The sequence below is a fragment of the Alienimonas sp. DA493 genome (assembly GCF_043951915.1).
Lineage (GTDB): Bacteria > Planctomycetota > Planctomycetia > Planctomycetales > Planctomycetaceae > Alienimonas.
Genome location: NZ_JBINJD010000109.1, coordinates 1 through 17,171, shown reverse-complemented (window position 1 = coordinate 17,171; position 17,171 = coordinate 1). Strand labels below are relative to the sequence as shown.

The 17,171-nt window shown below is 70.9% G+C and carries 13 protein-coding genes and 1 pseudogene; 4 read left to right on the top strand and 10 right to left on the bottom strand.

Features of this window, described 5'->3' with window-relative positions:
• Positions 1-45: 45 nt before the first annotated feature.
• The 3 genes from ACG2DA_RS15735 to ACG2DA_RS15725 form a co-directional block, all read right to left on the bottom strand.
• Positions 46-2,130, bottom strand: coding sequence for a carboxy terminal-processing peptidase (locus tag ACG2DA_RS15735; protein ID WP_395256741.1), 2,085 nt, complete (start codon positions 2,128-2,130; stop codon positions 46-48).
• Between the two features lie 280 nt (positions 2,131-2,410).
• Complete coding sequence (locus ACG2DA_RS15730; RefSeq protein WP_395256740.1) at positions 2,411-3,742, bottom strand: hypothetical protein; 1,332 nt, start codon at positions 3,740-3,742, stop codon at positions 2,411-2,413.
• 154 nt (positions 3,743-3,896) lie between these two features.
• Complete coding sequence (locus tag ACG2DA_RS15725; RefSeq protein ID WP_395256739.1) at positions 3,897-4,916, bottom strand: response regulator; 1,020 nt, start codon at positions 4,914-4,916, stop codon at positions 3,897-3,899.
• Between the two features lie 186 nt (positions 4,917-5,102).
• Between ACG2DA_RS15725 and ACG2DA_RS15720 the strand changes: the two genes are divergently transcribed.
• Positions 5,103-5,582 (top strand): DUF1569 domain-containing protein, encoded by a 480-nt coding sequence (locus tag ACG2DA_RS15720; protein WP_395256738.1) that lies wholly within the window; start codon positions 5,103-5,105, stop codon positions 5,580-5,582.
• An 80-nt stretch (positions 5,583-5,662) separates the two neighbouring features.
• Here ACG2DA_RS15720 and ACG2DA_RS15715 read toward each other — a convergent pair whose 3' ends face one another.
• The 3 genes from ACG2DA_RS15715 to aspS all read right to left on the bottom strand — a co-directional run bounded on the left by ACG2DA_RS15715 (position 5,663) and on the right by aspS (position 8,619).
• Positions 5,663-5,953 carry a hypothetical protein gene (locus ACG2DA_RS15715; RefSeq protein WP_395256737.1) on the bottom strand — a complete coding sequence of 97 codons (291 nt, stop codon included), beginning with the start codon at positions 5,951-5,953 and terminating at the stop codon, positions 5,663-5,665.
• A gap of 70 nt (positions 5,954-6,023) precedes the next feature.
• Entirely contained in the window at positions 6,024-6,710 is a 687-nt protein-coding gene (locus ACG2DA_RS15710; protein WP_395256736.1) for a Uma2 family endonuclease, read from the bottom strand.
• A gap of 79 nt (positions 6,711-6,789) precedes the next feature.
• The gene (aspS, locus tag ACG2DA_RS15705; RefSeq protein ID WP_395256735.1) at positions 6,790-8,619 is read right to left on the bottom strand and encodes an aspartate--tRNA ligase; all 1,830 of its coding nucleotides are present in this window, start codon (positions 8,617-8,619) and stop codon (positions 6,790-6,792) included.
• A 376-nt stretch (positions 8,620-8,995) separates the two neighbouring features.
• Here aspS and ACG2DA_RS15700 point away from each other — a divergent pair, with 376 nt between their 5' ends.
• On the top strand, positions 8,996-9,724 hold the full coding sequence (locus tag ACG2DA_RS15700) for a hypothetical protein (protein WP_395256734.1): 729 nt from the start codon (positions 8,996-8,998) through the stop codon (positions 9,722-9,724).
• Between the two features lie 116 nt (positions 9,725-9,840).
• Here ACG2DA_RS15700 and ACG2DA_RS15695 read toward each other — a convergent pair whose 3' ends face one another.
• A complete protein-coding gene (locus ACG2DA_RS15695; protein WP_395256733.1) occupies positions 9,841-10,602 on the bottom strand; it encodes a hypothetical protein in 762 nt (253 codons plus the stop codon).
• A gap of 375 nt (positions 10,603-10,977) precedes the next feature.
• Here ACG2DA_RS15695 and ACG2DA_RS15690 point away from each other — a divergent pair, with 375 nt between their 5' ends.
• Positions 10,978-11,979, top strand: a complete 1,002-nt coding sequence (locus ACG2DA_RS15690; protein ID WP_395256732.1) for an NADPH:quinone reductase — start codon at positions 10,978-10,980, stop codon at positions 11,977-11,979.
• A 129-nt stretch (positions 11,980-12,108) separates the two neighbouring features.
• On the opposite strand, the gene dxs is transcribed toward ACG2DA_RS15690, so the two are convergent.
• Positions 12,109-14,010, bottom strand: coding sequence for a 1-deoxy-D-xylulose-5-phosphate synthase (gene dxs, locus ACG2DA_RS15685; RefSeq protein WP_395256731.1), 1,902 nt, complete (start codon positions 14,008-14,010; stop codon positions 12,109-12,111).
• A 142-nt stretch (positions 14,011-14,152) separates the two neighbouring features.
• Positions 14,153-15,154, bottom strand: coding sequence for a polyprenyl synthetase family protein (locus tag ACG2DA_RS15680; protein WP_395256730.1), 1,002 nt, complete (start codon positions 15,152-15,154; stop codon positions 14,153-14,155).
• Positions 15,155-15,347: 193 nt separating this feature from the next.
• Here ACG2DA_RS15680 and ACG2DA_RS15675 point away from each other — a divergent pair, with 193 nt between their 5' ends.
• Positions 15,348-16,625, top strand: a complete 1,278-nt coding sequence (locus tag ACG2DA_RS15675) for a lysophospholipid acyltransferase family protein (protein WP_395256729.1) — start codon at positions 15,348-15,350, stop codon at positions 16,623-16,625.
• A 196-nt stretch (positions 16,626-16,821) separates the two neighbouring features.
• Here the strand turns inward: ACG2DA_RS15675 and ACG2DA_RS15670 are convergent.
• Positions 16,822-17,171: pseudogene (locus ACG2DA_RS15670) on the bottom strand (hypothetical protein); the annotation flags it as partial.

Genomic DNA, 17,171 nt, shown 5'->3' with positions numbered 1-17,171 from the left:
GGGGCCGGGACGCTGCGAACGTGGGCGCTGGAGACGCTGCCGGCGTCAGGAACCGGGCACGGCGAGGGCCGGCTGGTTCGGGGTCGCCCGCTGGGCGGTGGCGGCGTTGCGGAACATCTGCACGTAGTCGGCGGTGATCCGCAGCACCTCGTCGTTGTAGGCGTTCTCCGGCAGCACCGGGCCTTCGCCGGGGGCGGGCTGGAGGTCGTCCTCCTCCTCGTCCTCGTCGTCGGAGAGGGCCTTCAGTTCGGCCCGCTCCCGGCGGCGTTCGGCTTCGTTCAGGGAGACCGTCTTGCGGTTCTTGTCCCGCTCATACCGGGCGATCCGCTCGAGGGTCTTGGCGAACTCCGGATCGGCGGCGACCCGCTGTTTGCTGGCCTCCTGCAGCCGGGCGGCGATCGCCGGGCTGGCCATCGCGACCGGGCTGAAGTCCGCGGCGTCGATGCGGTCGAACTCCAGGGCGTTGTCGAGGAACTGCTCGCCCAGCTCCATGTGGTCGAGCATATCCGGCAGCACGACGTCGCTGCGGACGCCGAGGTTCTGGGTGCTGTCGCCGTTGACCCGATAGAACTGCTGGATGGTCAGCTTCAGGGCGCCCTGGGAGGCGTTGCCGATCAGGTTGAACAGCTGCTTGGGCGGCACGGGCATCACGTTCTGGACGGTGCCTTTGCCGTGGGTCGTCTCATCGCCGACGATGATCCCGCGGCCGTAGTCCTTGATGGCGCCGGCGAAGATTTCGCTGGCGCTGGCGCTGAGGCGGTTGGTGAGCACGACCAGCGGGCCGCCGTAGGCGACGTCCGGGCGCTCGTCGCTGTGGACCTCGATCTTGCCGGCCGGGTCCTTCACCTGGACGACCGGGCCTTCGTCGATGAACAGGCCGGTGACCTCGATCGCCTCGGTCAGGGCACCGCCGCCGTCGTACCGCAGGTCGACGACGACCGCGTCCACGCCGCCGGCGTCGCGGAACTCCTGGAGAGTTTTCAGCACGTCGCGGCTCGTGCTGGAGAACCCTTCGACGCCGGCGTTGGCCCCGGCGAAGTCGCGGTAGAAGCTGGGGATGTTGATCACCCCCACCTTCAGGGGCTGGTCCAGCCCGAGGCGCTCCTGCAGGTCGTAGATCTCGCCGCGGACGGCGGAGTCCTTCAGTTCGATCTTGCGGCGCTTCAGCTCGATGACCTTCACCTCGCCGCCGGCCGCCGGGAGCACCTGGAGCCGCACGGTCGTGCCGGATTCGCCGCGGATCAGGCGGACGACGTTGCCGATCCGCATCTCAACGACGTCGGTGAACTCCGCTTCGCCCTCCTGGGCGACGCCGATGATTTTATCTTCCAGCTTGAGCCGCCCGTCCTCCTCGGCGGCGCCGCCCTGAATGATCTGCTTGACGGTGACGTAGCCGTCTTCGTTCTGGAGCGCCGCCCCGATGCCCTCCAGCGAGAGGTTCATCGAGATCTGGAAGTCCTCCAGCGTCTTTTCGCTCATGAAGGAGCTGTGCGGGTCGAACGTCATCGCCAGGGCGGTAATGAACGTCTCCAGCTTGTCGGCCGGTTCGACCTGCCGCTGGATGCTCAGCAGGTTGCTGTAGCGCTTGTGGAGCCGCTCGCGGATGTCCTCCATCGCCTCGTCTTCCAACCGAAGCTGGAGCACGTCGTACTTGATACGTTTCCGCCAGCGCTCGTTCATCTCCTCCGGACTGGCGGCCCAGCCGATGTCGTCCGGGTCGGAGACGATCGATTCATCCTGGGTGAAGTCGAATTCGCTGTCGATCAGCCGCTGGGCGAAGGCGACCCGCTGTTCGAGCCGCTCCTGGTAGCGGTCGTAGACGGCGTTGACGAAGGTCAGGTCGCCGCGGCGGACGGCGTCGTCCAACTGCGTCTCGTAGCGGCGGAAGGCGTCGAGGTCGGACTGTTCGAAATACAGCTTCGCCGGGTCGAGGGACTCGAAGAAGCGGGTGAACAGCCGCTTCGAGGTCTCGTTGTCGATCGTCTTACCGGAGACGTGGTAGCGGTCCAGCAACTCCGCCGCCATGCGGGCGGTGGTGGCGTCGGCCTGGGTGGTGGCGCCGCCGTCGTTCTGGGCGAACAGCGGCACCGCCAGGCCGGCGGTGACGGTCAGCGAGGCGGCGATCAGCACCGCCCGCCACGACCGGCCGCCCGTCGTGAGACGCCCCGGCGACGCGGTTCCCCTGGGCGAGGGAACGTGGGATGACCGGGCGGGACGAGGTTCGATCACAGGGGGGGCGTCCGATGCGGGGAGCGGGGCGGGAGCGTCAATGCGGGACGAGCGCCGCCCCGCCGTCGGGCAGGGCGGGGAGGAATCGTCCGATCCGTTCTAGGGCAACGATCTTACGCGGACAAGACGGCCGGCGTTGGCCGATTCGTCGGGGAATCTCAACCGCACGCCGCCTTTGGGACTAACGCCAGCGGACGGCGTCCAGCAGCGGGAACGCCAGGTCGCCCACCTCCGCCTCGCGGTCCGGCGGGTAGGCGAACACGATCTCGGCCCGCTTCGTTCCGTCGGCCAGCAGGTAGTGGTCGCGGATCTGCGGCTCGCCGGCGGCGTCTTGGCCGCTCACCCGCACCAGCAACAGTGCCCGGCCGGCGTCGTCCGGGTTCGGCAGGTCCAGCGAGGCGGTCGTCTCAATCGTGCCCGGCGCCTTCTCCAGGGTCAGGCGGACGCGGCGCTCGAAGGCGGCGGCGTCCGGCTCGGCGCCCTCTTCGCCGTCCTCCAGCGAGGTGAGCGTGGCCACGATCACCGGGGCGCCACGGTCCATCCGCACCACCACCGCCGCCTTGGCGGACTGATTGACGAATCGCCAATCCCGGTCCAGCTCCGCCCGGGCGCCCCATGGCGTGACCAGTTCCACGCGTTCGGCGGCCTCGATCTTTTCGGGCGTTGCGACGGCCTCGGCGGCGGTCCGCAGGGCGGCGGGGTCCAGCGGGCCGGCGTCCGGCTCCGGGGTGCGGGTCAGGTTCGCTTTGAACGCGAGGTCCACCCCCGGCGAGATCGGTCCCGGGCTGCTCTCCACCTTCTGAGCGAGCGTGGCGGCGGTGATCGCCTTCGCCCCGCGGTCGTAGGTGAACGTGCCGTCCAGCGTGACCGTGATCGACGCCCCGTCCGTGGCGCCGGCGATCTTGCCGCGGAATCGGCCGCGGGCTTCGGCGTCGGTCAGGGCGGTCAGCGTGCAGCGGAGTTCGTTCTCGCCCACGGCCTCCACCCCCGCCAGCGCCGGGCCCACCCACTCGGCCGGCTCCCAGTCGTCGCCCTCGGAGACGCTGCCGGCCGGCAGCAGCCCGCCGATCAGCAGCGGGTCCAGCGGGGTGTCGAGCAATTCCAGTTCGCCGTACCGCAGCGGGCCGCCGGGGGAGAGGACGTTCGCCCCGGTCGGCATGCCGGTCGCGACGACCGTCCGCCGGCTGCCGCGGAGGCGGGCGTAGGTCGGCTGCGGACCGACGGACAACTCGCTGCCGGCGGCGTCGTAGTACCGCAGACTGCGGCGGCCGGTCGGACCCTCGCCCTCCACCGGCAACGGCCGGGTGTGAAAGCGGTAGGTCGCCCGCACCTCCGCCGGAAGCGGGTCGTCCCCATGCCGGGGGGTGATCGTTCCCTCCGCGGCGACGGTCAGCGTCACCGCGTGCGTACCGGCCGGGGCGTCCGTCAGCACGGCCCGCTCCTGTGCAAGCGCGGCGGCCGGGGCGAGCGAAACGATCAGGCCGAGCAGCCCGGCCGAGACGCCCGACAGCATTGGCGAAGCGACGGCCGCCGAGATACGAACGAACGGGAACACGCGGGGACCTCCGTGGGTGGGTGCGACCAGATCGTAGCAGTCGCCGCCGACCGCCGGCACGGCGGTTTGACGAACTCGCCCCGAGGTGCGTCCGGCGGCCCCGCGGCGGCGGTCAGTCGCGGTTCTTCGACGCGCCGCCGGCGGTTTTGACCAACGTGATCGCGTTGCCCTTGTCGTTGTGCGTCGCCTCGTCCATGAAGGTCCGCACGAGCAGCAGGCCGCGGCCGTGGGCCTTCATGAGGTTCTCCGGGTCGGTCGGGTCCGGCAGGGCGGTCGGATCGAACCCGGCGCCCTGGTCCTCGACGTAGAACCGCACGTTCGGGCCGGACGGGGGGAGCTCGAGCACGTCCGGGTGGTCGGCGCCCGGTTTGCGCGGGTCGCCGGTGCGGGCGACCGTCAGCTCGACGTGCACGCGGCGGTCGCTGTAGGGGCGAAGCAGGGCCCGTTCCCGGGCGAGGCTGTAGTACCGGCTCTCATCCTCGTCCCGCAGGGCGGAGTCCAGCTCGAGGTTGCCGTGGTAGACGGCGTTGGTGAGGGCCTCCTCCAGGGCGACGCCGATCCGCAGGCGGTCGGTCTCGGAGAAGCCGATCGCCTCCTCCTCGTTGCGGGCGGGGACGCGGTCCGGTCCGGCGGGAACGGCGGCGGTCTCCTCCACCATCCGCTTCGCCAGTCGCACGGTGGGGCCGATGATCTCCGGGTCGCTGGGCAGGTCGAGCACGCGGTGCTGCCGGGTGTGACAGCGGGCGAGCCGGTTCTGCCGCCGCCGCTCCCCGGCGACGGCGACCATCTGCAGGACCGTCAGTCGGAGTTGGCTTTTCAGGTCCTTCTTGAGCACGAAGCTGGCCGCGCCCGCCTCCAGGGCCGCCACCGCCTGGGCCTTCAGACCGTGGCGGGTCATCAGCACCACCGGCACGTACGGGCAGCGCTCGCAGACCGCCTGGACCACCGCGGGGCCGTCGATGTCCGGCAGTTGGAGGTCCGTCAGGATGATGTCCGGCGGGTCCTCCAGGGCGGCGAGGAACGCATCGCGGTCGGCCGCTTCCTCGACTTCGACCTCCGGCAGGTCCCGAAGGATCTTGGCGACCTTCTGACGGTCGCTCTCGCGGTCGTCCACGACGAGCAGGCGGGGCACGGCGGGCTTGACCGACAGGGGAGGGGAATCGGTTCGGCGGATCGCAACCGAGCCGGGGGCGGACCGCACGATCCGCTCGGGGTCGGGCGGCGTCAAACGGTCCCGCGTCATCGGGGCGTTCTCGCCGCGTTTTCACCCGGGGTAATCTCGCGACGCACCCCCCGCTTCGTTGCGCTCCCCGTCCCGATGCCGGCCCCCCGCACGTTGACCTTCGCCTCCGTCGCCGAGGCCCCCGCCGAGGCCGCCCGGCTGCACGAGGGCGGCTACCGCCAGTCCGGGAATTGGGACCTGACGCAGATCAGCGCCCACCTGGCGGACTGGCTGACGTTTGCGGTGGACGGGTTCCCGACGCCGCCGCTCGGGCTGCGGCCGGTTCTGTGGGCGCTGCGGCACACGGTGGGGCCGCGGGCGCTGCGCAAGATCTTGGCGAAGGACGCGATGTCCGCCGGCGTGCCCACCGACCCGATGACCGTCCACGAGCCCGCCCCCGGCCCGGCCGCGGAGGCCGCCGCCGTCGAGCGCCTGCGGGCCGCTGCCGAGCGGTTCGCGGCCCACGAGGGCGAGTACGCCGTCAGCCCGTTCTTCGGCCGCCTCACCCGCGAGCAGTGCCGACGGCTGCACGCGATTCACTGCGCCCACCACCTCGGGTTCCTCGAACCGACGTAGGGGTCTCTTTGCGAACCGTCGCCTCAGTCCGGGCCGGCTGGCGCGGGTGGGCGTTGTGTGGACGGTCCGCGGAGCGGACCCTACGTCAGCACGTCTCGCAGTCGGCTGAGGCCGACGACCGCGTCCCGCCGCACCAGCGCCCGTTTGCGGTTGGGGGCGACGCCGTGGCGGGCGGCTTCGAGCACGTACATCTCCCGGGTCGTGGCCGTGTCCCGCAAATCGTGGGCGTCCGCCTCGGCGAGGACCAGGTGCACGGCGTCCCAGGACTTCAACGTGCCGAGGTAGACCCACGGCGCCGCGAGGTCCAGCACGACGGCCTCCCCCCGAAGCGATTCGAGAACGGCGTCGGCGTCAGACGGCGCGGCGGACATGGGGAGTTCTGATCGGATTGGGAACGACCCATTGCAGGCCGAGGGAGGCGCCGCGTCCAGTGGGACGCCTTTAGCTCGGGGCGTCGTCTTCCGCGAGCGGGTCCTCGAATAGGTCGTCGACGGCGATTGCGAACCCCGGCAATACCGGTTCGCCTGTCAGCGTCTGTCCGCCCCGGAGTTCAACGGACGCATCAAGACCTTCCCAGACCGTCACCACGCCGTCGCCGACCTCCCAAACGCGCACCACGTCGTGAGCGAAGTACGTCCGCCGCTTCAGCGCCATCTCTCGTTGGGTGTTCCCGGGCGAGAGCACCTCGACCACCAGGGTCGGCGGCATGTCACTGTAGCCGTGTCGCAGCAGGCCGCCGCGACGTCGCTCCTTCGGGGTGTACGAAATATCCGGCGCCCGCAGGTCGCCGCCGAAGTGGAAGAAGCCGTCGCTGCCGTGGCACACGCCGAGTTTTCGTTCGAGCACGAATGTCATCAGGAGCGACCCAAGCCGGAGTCCCAGATAGCCGGTCCAATCGCTCACGGCCTTCTCCACGAGGGTACCGTCGATCAACTCGCAGAGTTTGCCAGTCTCGCGCCGGACGCGGTCCACGTCCTCCCAGGTGCCGGTGCCCGGAAATGGGTCGAAGCGCACCCGCTCCGCCGGCACGCTCCCCAGCCGTTCCAGCAGGGCGGGGAGGTCGGCGGCGGTTTCCAATCCGCGTCGGGTCGCCAGCGGAGAGGCGAGCGCGTCGGCGGTCAGCGGCATCGATTCTCCCCGAGCGTGACGACGTTCCACCACAAATGTAACCGCAGCGACCGCTGCGGGCGACAGGTTCCCCTGCCGGTCACTTCGGCGGGGCGACGGTGCGAACGTGGAGTTCTTCCAACTGTTTGCCGTCCACCTCGCCGGGGGCGCCGGTCATCAGGTCGGCCGCCTTCTGGGTCTTGGGGAAGGCGATCACGTCGCGGATGTTCTCCAACTGGGCGAGGATCATCACCCAACGGTCCAAGCCCAACGCGATGCCGGCGTGCGGGGGGGCGCCGTACTTCAGAGCGTCCAGCAGGAAGCCGAACCGGCGGTTCGCTTCTTCCGCGTCCATCCCGATCAGGTCGAAGACCGTCTGCTGCACGGCCGGATCGTGAATACGCACGCTGCCGCTGGCGGCTTCGTAGCCGTTACAGACGAGGTCGTAGCTCTCCGCCCGCACGGCGGCCGGGTCGGTGACGAGCTTCTCCACGTCCTCCGGGTGCACCGCGCAGAAGGGGTGGTGCTCCGCCTCCCAACGGTTCTCCTCCTCGTTGCGGGTCACCAGCGGGAACTCCAGCACCCACAGGGCGGCCAGTTCGGCCGGGTCGTACAGTTCCAGTTCCTTGCCGAGCCGGTTCCGCAGGTTGGCCAAGGCGGCGTTCACCACCGACGGCTTGTCGGCGACGAACAGCAACAGGTCGCCCGGCTTGCCGGAGAGCCGTTCGATGATCGCCGTCTGCTGCTCGGCGGTGAAGAACTTCGCGGTGGGGGCCTGCAACTTGGCGGCGCCGTCTTCTTCGACGACGCGGAACCAGGCCAGCCCCTTCGCCCCCCACTCGCCGACGAAGGCCGTCAGCCCGTCGAGGTCCTTGCGGCTGTACTTCGCGGCCGCGTCCGGGGCGCACAGGCCCCGCACCTTGCCGCCGCCGGCGACCGTTTTGCTGAACACGCCGAACTCGCATTCGGCGGCGACGTCGGACACGTCCTTCAGTTCGAGCCCGAAGCGGGTGTCCGGCTTGTCGGTGCCGAACCGGTCCAGCGCCTCGGCGTGCGTCAGGCGGGGGAGCGGCAGCTCGATCTCTTTGCCGCGGAGTTCCTTCGAAAAGGCCCCGATCAGGCCGTCGATCGCGGCGAGGATGTCCTCCCGTTCGACGAAGCTCATCTCGACGTCGATCTGCGAGAACTCCGGCTGGCGATCGCTGCGGAGGTCCTCGTCGCGGAAGCAGCGGGCGATCTGGAAGTAACGGTCGGTCCCGCCGACCATCAGAATCTGTTTGTAGAGCTGCGGGCTCTGCGGGAGGGCGTAGAACTCCCCGGGGTGCACGCGGCTGGGAACGAGATAGTCCCGGGCGCCCTCCGGCGTGCTGCGGCCGAGGACGGGAGTTTCGATCTCGAGGAAGCCCTGCTCGTCGAAGTAGTCCCGCGTGACCTTCGCCAGGCGGTGCCGCAGTTCCATGATCCGCTGGAGCTTCGGCCGCCGCAGGTCGAGGTAGCGGTGCTTGAGCCGCAGTTCCTCCCCGGGCAGCTGCTCGGCGCCGGGCTCGAAGGGCGGGGTGGCGGACTTGTTGAGGACCGTCAGGTCGGACGCCCGCACCTCAATGGCGCCGGTGTCCAGCTTGGGGTTTTTCAGGCCCTCGCCGCGGGCGTGCACGGCGCCGGTGACGCGGATGACGTCCTCGGCCCGCAGGCCGCGGGCCAGTTCGTGGGTGGCGGCGTTCAGGCCGTCGCCGGACAGCTTCTCGCCGGCGTCCGGGTCGAACACGAGCTGCGTCAGCCCGAAGCGGTCCCGCAGGTCGATGAACACGACGCCGCCGTGGTCGCGGTAGTTCGCCACCCAGCCGCAGAGGGTGACGGTTTCGCCCACGTGGCCCTCCCGCAGTTCCCCGCAGGTGTGGGTTCGCAGGGAGGTCGACAGGGAGCCGGGCATCGGGCGGGGGATCGGGACGGGGACGCGGGGCGGGCCGCGGGGCAGGGCGGGGGCGCGGGATGGTAGGGAGGCCCGCCGCGTGCGCGAACCGACCCGCCGTCCTCCGACGCCGTTCGGCCCCCGCCGGTTCGCGGCCGTGCCGATTCCCCGGTTGAATCCCCCGGCTCGGCAGGGGGGGCCTTCGCCCGGCGGACGGCTGGTCGGGAAGTGGCCGAACTGGTAGCCGAGCGACCGCCTCGCCCCGCAAGAGCGGCCAAGCCAGTCGCGCGAGCGAGCGTCCGGAACTCTGGCATGCGGCATGCAACGTCGTTAGGACCGAGGATCGCGGCGACCGTCGCCGCCCCGGACCATCCCCCCCAAATCATCAGTGAGCATTATGAAACGCCTGACTTTCCTGCTTCCCGCCGCCCTGTGCGTGGGTCTGACCGTCGGCTGCGAAGAGAGCGTCGAAGACGCCCGCGAAGACGTCGTCGAAGCCGAACAGGACCTGCAGTACGAACGGGCCGAAGCGGTCGACGAGATCGCCGAAGAGGCCGACGAGCAGAACCAGGAACTCGTCGACGCCCATGACGAGGCTCGGGAGGAGATGATCGAAGAGCTTGACGAAGAGGCCGCCGAGATCGCGGAGGCCGAAGAAGAGCTGATGGAAGAGCGGCAGGAGCTCTCCGAGGCCGAAGCCCGGGCGAACGAGGCCCGGCTGAACGACGAAGCGGACCTGATGGAGCGGGACGCCGCCCGCCCGGTTACCCCGGTTGTCCCCGTGGTGCCGGCCGACGACGCCGACCCCACCCTTGAGGACCCGGACGTCGAGTCTGCGGAAGCCGGGCTGGACGCCGCCGCCGCGGGTCTGGCGGCCGACGCCGAAGAGATGCGGGCCGACATCTCCGAGAGCGTGAACGACGCCGGCGAGGCGATCGAAGCCGAAGCCGCCGAGACCGAGGCGGAGATGAAGGAAGAGGCCGCCGAAACCGAGGCAAACGCTGAAGCCGCCGCCGAGGAAACCGAGAACGCCGAGGCCGAGGCGGAAGAAACCGCCGAAGAGGCCGCCGACGGCGAGGACGAGCGGGCGACTGAGGAGCTCGAAGAAGAGGACGCTGAGAACTGATCCGTCGCACTATCAGGCCGTGCGGCCTCGTTGAGTCCGACGAAAATGACGACGCCCGCCCCCGACCCGGGGCGGGCGTTTTTTGCGTTGGCGCCGACCGGTACGAGCTTGAGTCCTTACTTTGCGACCTCGGCGTCGGCGTCGGCGGTCGGGCGGCCCAGGCGGATCAGGGAGTCCGACAGCCGCCAGCCCGCCCGGGGCGTTTCGTCCGTCTCGGCCGCCGTGCCCTCGGACTTTTCGTGAGAGACGAGCTTCGTCTCCGCGGGCACCTCCGGTCCGCCGAGCAGCGGCGCGGAGATCCGACGCCACAGCGAAGAGACGGAGTCCCGCACCTTCCCCCGGCCGACCGGGTAGTAGGCGCTGGGGTCGGCCGGGGCGGGGGCCGGCGGCGGGCTGGCCGCCTCACTGCCGTTGAGCGGCGGGGCGAGACGCTCCGACGGGCTGGGGTCCGCCGTGGGCGGGCCGATCAGCATCGGCCGCCGCCCGCCGCCGGGCAGCGGGTTGGGCGCGGGCGGCAGCGGGGCCGGCGGCGGGCCGGTCGGGCGGAGGTTCAGCGGTTCGGCGAAGGGATCGCCCGTGCCCGGTTCCCAGCCGCGGGAGGGCGCCGGCAACCCGCCCGCTCGCGGCCGGATCGTCGGCGGGGGAGGGGCGGGCGTCGCCGGCGCCGGCGGGCCGGCGGGCGGGACGAACCGCTTCATTCCCGGCACGCTCCGGATCGCCCCCGTCACCGGCCGCATCACCTTCTGCCGGGTCGCCCCGCACCCGCCGGCGGTGATCGTCAGCCCGCACCCGAGGACGGCGACGACGGCGAACCGCCTCCACGCCGCACGGGAGGCCCGCGGCGTGAGCGACGTACGGGACGGGAGCAGGCGGGGCACGGGGCGAATCCTTCCGGGTGAATAGACGTCCCCGTGCGGCACGGGGGCCCGCCGGGGGCGGGCAGGCGCCGACGCGGTCGCGTCGAGCCGCCGTCCTCGCGGTCCGGACTCCGCCGGGTACGAGGACGGCAATCGAGGATTCGTCCGCTGTCGGGCCGCTTCGCAAGCCGCGGACGCCGATCGCGGCGGACGCGGCCGCGGGGCGGTGCGGTCCTGTGCGAACGTCCGGTCGTGCGGGGGCGGCGCCACCCCGCCCGCCGGAGCCACCCGCACGACCCGTTCCGGCGGATCGGTCTCCCCCTCCGTCGCCCGGCGCGGGATGGGCGGCTACCGTCGGCGGCGCCCGCGCCCCGTACCCCCCGCTCGAGCGAGAGCATGCACGCCGCTGTCTTCACCGCCCCGGGTCCGCCGGAGGTTCTTCAAGTGCGAGAGCTGCCCGACCCCGGCGAGCCGGGCGAACGCGAGGTGCGGGTGAGGGTCGGCGCCGTCAGCGTGAATCCGATCGACACCTACGTCCGCGGCGGCGTCGTCTCCCCCGGTCCGGCGATCAGCGAGGAGACCCCCCGCACGATCGGCTGCGACTGGGCCGGCACGGTGGAGGCGATCGGCCCCGCCGTCACTCGCTTCGCCGTCGGCGACCGGGTGTGGGGCGTGAGCCGCGGCATTGCCCGCGACGGCGCTGCCGCGGAGGTTCTGATCGAGCGCGAAGACCTCTGCTTTCCCACGCCGGACGACCGCACCGACGCCCAGGCCGCGGCGCTGGGGCTCGCAGCGGTCACGGCCCACCTCGGGCTGTTTCGCACCGGCGGGTTGTCGGAGCGGGAGTCCGGCGACAGCTTCGTGTTCGTGCAGGCCGGCAGCGGGGGCGTCGGATCCGCGGCCGTGGCGCTGGCCGCCGCAGCGGGACATCACGTCGTCACGACCGCGGGGTCCGAGGCGAAGCGGAGCGCCTGCCGGGAACGCGGGGCCGAGATCGCCTTCGACTACCGCGACCCGAACCTTGCCGATCGGCTCGGCCGATTCTCGCGGGAGCAGGGCGCCGGCGGCTTCTCCGTCTGGCTCGAAGGGCACCGCGATCCGGACCTGCACGTCGCGGTCCCGCTGATGCGGCCGGGCGGGACGATCGTGCTGTTCGCCGGGCGCTCCTCCGAACCGAGTTTTCCGCTCGGCGCGCTGTATACCCGCGACATCAGTCTGAAGGGCTTCGCGATGTTCAACGCGGCTCCGGAGGAACTGCAAGCCGCCGCCGCGGGCGTGACGGCGATCGAACCGCTGATCGCCCGGACCTATCCGCTGGCCGAGATCGCCCGCGCCCACGCCGATCAGGAAGCCGGCGACACCGGCGAGCGCGGCGGGAAGCTGGTGATCGAACTTTAGAGCGCTCCCGGAGCCCCGACCGTGAGGGAGGGGCCGTTCACCAACGTCCGCCTTGCGTGGACGTTCCGAAAAGCGTTCGAACCTGGCAAAGCGGCCCCTCCCTCACGGTCGGGGCTCGGGGGCCGCCGCTCAGGCCGTGACGTTGCGGTCGGCGAGGCTGAGGGCGGTCGCCCGCAGGCCGTCGGCGTCGAGGCCGAAGTCGGCCAGCAACTCCTCCCGCGGGCCGTGTTCGACGAACTCGTCCGGCAGGGCGAGGATCCGCACGTGGTCGGTCCGCACGCCGCGGGCGTTCGCCGCTTCCAGCACGGCGCTGCCGAAGCCGCCGGTAACGACGTTCTCCTCCGCCGTGATGACCCAGGGAGCCTCGTCCATCAGCGGGCCGAGGGTGTCCATGTCGATCGGCTTGACGAACCGCGGGTTCACCACGGCCACGTCGAGGCCCTCCTCCCGCAACTTCTCCGCGGCGGCGACGGCGACCGGGAACATGATCCCGCAGCCGATCAGCAGGCCGTCGGGGCCGCGTTCGTACACCTCCGCCTTGCCGTGCTCGATCGGCGGGGCGTTGCGGTCCACGGTGACGGCGGCCGTCTTCGGATACCGCAGGCTGCACGGCCCGTCGTGCTGCAGGCTGAAGTCGAGCATCGCCGCAATTTCGCCCGCGTCGCCGGGGGCCATCACCGTCATGTTCGGGAAGACGCGCATATAGGAGTTGTCGAACACCCCGTGGTGCGTCGCCCCGTCCGGCCCGCACAGGCCGGCCCGGTCCATCATGAAGGTGACCGGCAGGTTCTGGAGCGCCACCTCCTGGAAGATGTGGTCGAAGCTCCGCTGCAGGAAGGTCGAGTAAATATCCACGATCGGCCGGGCGCCGGCCTTCGCCATGCCGCCGGCGAACGCGACGGCGTGGCCCTCGCAGATGCCGGTGTCGAAGAACCGGGTCGGGAAGTCCTCCCGCACGGTCTCCAACTTGTTCCCCTGGCACATCGCGGCGGTCATCACCGCGACCCGCTCGTCCCGGGTCAGGGCGGCGTGAATCGCGGCGGCGGCGTAGTCCGTGTAGGCCTTGGTGGAACTGGTGCGGATCTCCGCGACCTCCTGCCCCGTGTCGTCCCGCTTGAACGGGGCGGGGGTGTGGAAGGTCACCGGGTCCGCGGCCGCCGGCCGGAAGCCGTGGCCCTTCTCCGTGAGGACGTGCAACAGCACCGGTCCGCGGACGTGCTTCACCCGCTCCAGAGTGGCGGTGAGCGTCTTCAAATCGTGCCCGTCGACCGGGCCGATGTAGCGGAAGCCCAGTTCCTCAAAAAGCATCCCGCCGTGCAGGAAGTGCTTGAGGGCGTCTTTGCCCTGCGACAGCAGTTTCGTGGACTGTTCCCCGACGACGGGAATCTTGTTGAGCAGCCAGGCGACGTCCTTCTTCAGCCCGTCGTAGTAGGGGGCGGTGCGGGCGGCGTCGAGGTAGCTGGCCAGCCCGCCGACCCGCGGGCAGATGCCCATCTCGTTGTCGTTGAGGATGACGAGCAGGTCTTTCTGCAGACCGGCGGCGTTGTTGAACGCCTCGAACACCACGCCGCTGGGCAGGGCGCCGTCGCCGATCACCGCGACGCTCTTGCGGTCCTCGTCCGGATGCACGAGATCGTCGCCGGCCTTCAGCCCGAGGCTGGTGCTCACGCTGGCGCCGGCGTGGCCGGTGACGAACAGGTCGTAGTCGCTCTCCTCCGGGTTCGGGTAGCCCATCAGGCCGCCGCGCTCGCGGAGGGTGTCGAACTGCGGGAACCGACCGGTCAGCAGCTTGTGGGGATAGATCTGGTGCCCGGTGTCCCAGATCAGCCGGTCCTTCTTGAAATCGAAAGTTTTATGCAGGGCGATCGCAAGCTCGACCACGCCCAGGTTGCTGGCGAAGTGGGCGGCCCGATCGGAGACGATGCTGCACAGCCGCTCCCGGATCTCCCCGGCGAGCTGGTCCAACTGGGCGTCGGTCAGCCCCTCCAGGTCCCGCGGGTCGGTGATGCGGGGCAGAATTTCGTACGGCACGGGGCGGGGCGGCACGGGGCGGGGGGGACGGGAGCGGGGCGACCGGCGAACGGGCGGATATCGAACCGGATCCGGCGGCGGCGACTAACGCCGACGGCCGATCGGTGACGAGATTGTGACGGGTCCGGGGGGGTTGGGGAACCTAGCGGTCCCGCTCGACGGCGTAGCGGGCCAACGCCCGTAACGGATCGGCGGCTTCGCCGAGGGGGCCCAGGCCTGCCACGGCCCGCTCGACCAGGTTGGCGGCCCGCCGGCGGCTGCCCTCCTCGCCGTAGAGGGCGGGGTAGGTCAGCTTTCCCGCGGCGACGTCTTTGCCGGCCGTTTTGCCGAGATCCGCGGAACTCGCCGACAAATCCAGCAGGTCGTCGGCGATCTGAAAGGCGAGGCCGAGGCTCGCCCCGTACTCCTCCAGCCCGGCGAGCGTTTCCGCGTCCGCTTCGGCGACGCACCCTCCGAGCGTGCAGGCCGCGGCGATCAGGGCCCCGGTCTTGCGACGGTGGATCGCTTCGAGCTGCTCCCCGGTGCGGGCCGCGTGCTCCCCGGCGGCTTCGGCCTTTCCGGCGGCTTCGGCTTCCAGATCGGCCACCTGACCGGCGACCATCCCGAGGGCCCCCGCGGCGTTCGCCAGCCGCACGGTGCACCCCGCGGCGACCGAAGGAACCGAGACGGCCCCCGTCGCGGCGAAGGCGAGCGTCAGCAATGCGTCGCCAGCCAGCACCGCGGTCGCCTCGTCGAACGCGACGTGGCAGGTCGGCCGACCCCGCCGCAGGTCGTCGTCGTCCATGCAGGGCAGGTCGTCGTGGATCAGGCTGTAGGTGTGCACCAACTCCACCGCGACGGCCGCCCGCAGGGCGTTCTCGGCGTCGTCGCTCCCGCCGCCGTCACGTCGGTCCCGATCGCGTCCGCCGCTCGTCCGGCAGGCGTCGTGACAGGCCAGCGTGAGCACCGGCCGCAGCCGTTTGCCGCCCGCCAGCAGGCTGTGCCGCATCGCGGCCCGCAGCCGGTCCGGGCAGTCGGCGCCCAGGCCGGCGAAGGGGCCACTTTCGTCGGGCGGGGAGAGAACCTGCCGCAGCCCCGTTTCCACCCGGTCGAGCGCCCGTCGGTACCCGGGAAACAATTCGGCGGCGGCCGGCGGAGCGGGCATGGGGGCGACGTAGGGTTGATCAACGAACCGCGACCGAGGCCGGACGCGGGGGCGAGAGTGTCCCGGCGGGCGTCCCGACCCGTCAACGCCCCCGCGGCGGTCGCCCCCGTGGGGGGCGGCGCCGGCGGCGTTCGTTCGCTAGAGTCCGCCGCGCCCGGCCGGGACGCCTCGGGCTTCACACAATTCCCGCAGGGTGCGCTGGCCGATGCAGAAGATGATCGTCGAGGAGCCCTATCAATTCGTTCCCCCCTACCGGGGAACGTTCTGGGTCAAGCTGTTCCACCCGTTCCTCCCGACGTTTCTGCGGACGTCCTACGGTATCGCGGACGTGCAGGTGACCGGCGGGGAGGCGTTGCAGGAAAACGTCAGACGCGGCGCCGGCGTGTTGCTCACGCCGAACCACGTGCGGCTGTCCGACCCGATGACGCTGGGCGTCATGCAGACCCACCTCGGCCTGCCGACCTACAGCATGGCGAGCTGGCACCTCTTTAATCAGGACGGGCTAGGCGGGAAGGTGAACGCCTGGATGATGCGGAACCTCGGGGCGTTCAGCGTCTTCCGGGAGGGCAACGATCGGACGGCGCTGGCCTGTGCGATCGACATCCTGATCAGCGGCGAACGCCCGCTGGTGCTGTTCCCGGAGGGCGTCGTCAGCCTGTCGAACGACCGCGTCGGCCCGCTGCTGGACGGCACCGCCGTCATCGCCCGGTCGGCGGCGAAGCGGCGGGCTCGACAGGCCAAGGAGGAGGGGCGGGCCGATACCGACGCCGGCGTCGTCATCCATCCGATCGGCCTGCGGTACGAATTCCTTGACGACCCCGACGCCGCCGCGGAGCCGGTGTTGCGGCGCCTGGAGGAACGCTTCGGCAAATGGCCCGATCCCCGGCAGCCGACGATCGACCGCGTGCGAGCCCTGGGCGAGGCGCTGCTGGCCCTCCGCGAGGTGCAGTTCGCCGGGGAGGCCTCCTCCGGCGACCGAACTGAGCGGGCCGCCGCGCTCATCGAGAAAATCCTGCGTCCGATCGAGGAGCGGGAGGGGCTTTCTTCGGACGGCGACGTGATCACGCGGGTGAAGGCCGTGCGGACGGCCCTGCTGCCGAGCCTCGTCTCCGCCGAGACGTCGGAGGCGGAAAAGAACGACCTGCGGCGGGAGCTCTACGCGGCGTTCTTCGCCCAGCAGGTGCACTTTCTCTATCCCGCCGATTATCTCACCGACGACGCCCCGCCGGAGCGGATGTTGGAGACGCTGGAACGCATTGACGAGGACCTGAACGATTCCGCTCAAATCCTCGGCCGCTGGCGGGTGCGGGTGAACGTGGGGGAGGCGATCCCCGTCTCCGGCGCCCGCCCCCGCGGCGGCCCGGACCCGCTGCTGGGCGAGGTGGAAGCGAGCATTCACCGGCAGCTCGGCCTCACGCCGCCGCGGCGGGCGGACGTCGCCCACGGCGTCCCGGCGATCGCGGAGAGTTAGCGCGGGCGTCGCGAATCCAGCCGCGACGGCCTCTTGAAGAACGCCCCCGGGCGAGCGCCGACGGGTGGGCGTCGGCGAGCCCTAAGGGGAGACCCAAAAGAAAACGCCCCGTCGCGCGGCTGCGCGACGGGGCGTTGTTGAGCTCTGCCGACCTCACGGCTGGAAGGGGCCGCGGGCGTCGGACGATGAGCCGGGGTTACGGCTTGTAAACCCAGGTGCCGTCGCCGGACTTGGTGAACTCGTCTTTGTTGTAGAGGTTCTGGTAAATGACGTTCTTGAAGTTCTTTGAGGACGTCTTGTAGCCGGTCGCGACGACGGCGTCGTGAATGTCGTCCAAGGCCATGCCGGACTTGCCTTCAAGCACGTCGGCGAGGACGGCGGGCAGCGGCTTCTCGTTTTTGGGCCGCTTGCGGCCGGCGGCGGAGGACTTGCCGCCGGATTTGGTCTTGTTCTTCGAGCCGGGCGGACGGCCGCGACGCTTCTTCGGCGCTTCGCTTTTGGCAGAGTCGGACTTGGCGGAGGAGGCCGACTTCGCGGCGCCGGCGC

Coding starts and splice junctions, on each gene's coding strand:
- ACG2DA_RS15730 (WP_395256740.1), bottom strand. CDS start 3,742: ATGCTGTCGGGCGTCTCGGCCGGGCTGCTCGGCCTGATCGTTTCGCTC.
- ACG2DA_RS15720 (WP_395256738.1), top strand. CDS start 5,103: ATGCCGGCCCCCCGCACGTTGACCTTCGCCTCCGTCGCCGAGGCCCCC.
- ACG2DA_RS15715 (WP_395256737.1), bottom strand. CDS start 5,953: ATGTCCGCCGCGCCGTCTGACGCCGACGCCGTTCTCGAATCGCTTCGG.
- ACG2DA_RS15710 (WP_395256736.1), bottom strand. CDS start 6,710: ATGCCGCTGACCGCCGACGCGCTCGCCTCTCCGCTGGCGACCCGACGC.
- aspS (WP_395256735.1), bottom strand. CDS start 8,619: ATGCCCGGCTCCCTGTCGACCTCCCTGCGAACCCACACCTGCGGGGAA.
- ACG2DA_RS15700 (WP_395256734.1), top strand. CDS start 8,996: ATGAAACGCCTGACTTTCCTGCTTCCCGCCGCCCTGTGCGTGGGTCTG.
- ACG2DA_RS15690 (WP_395256732.1), top strand. CDS start 10,978: ATGCACGCCGCTGTCTTCACCGCCCCGGGTCCGCCGGAGGTTCTTCAA.
- ACG2DA_RS15680 (WP_395256730.1), bottom strand. CDS start 15,154: ATGCCCGCTCCGCCGGCCGCCGCCGAATTGTTTCCCGGGTACCGACGG.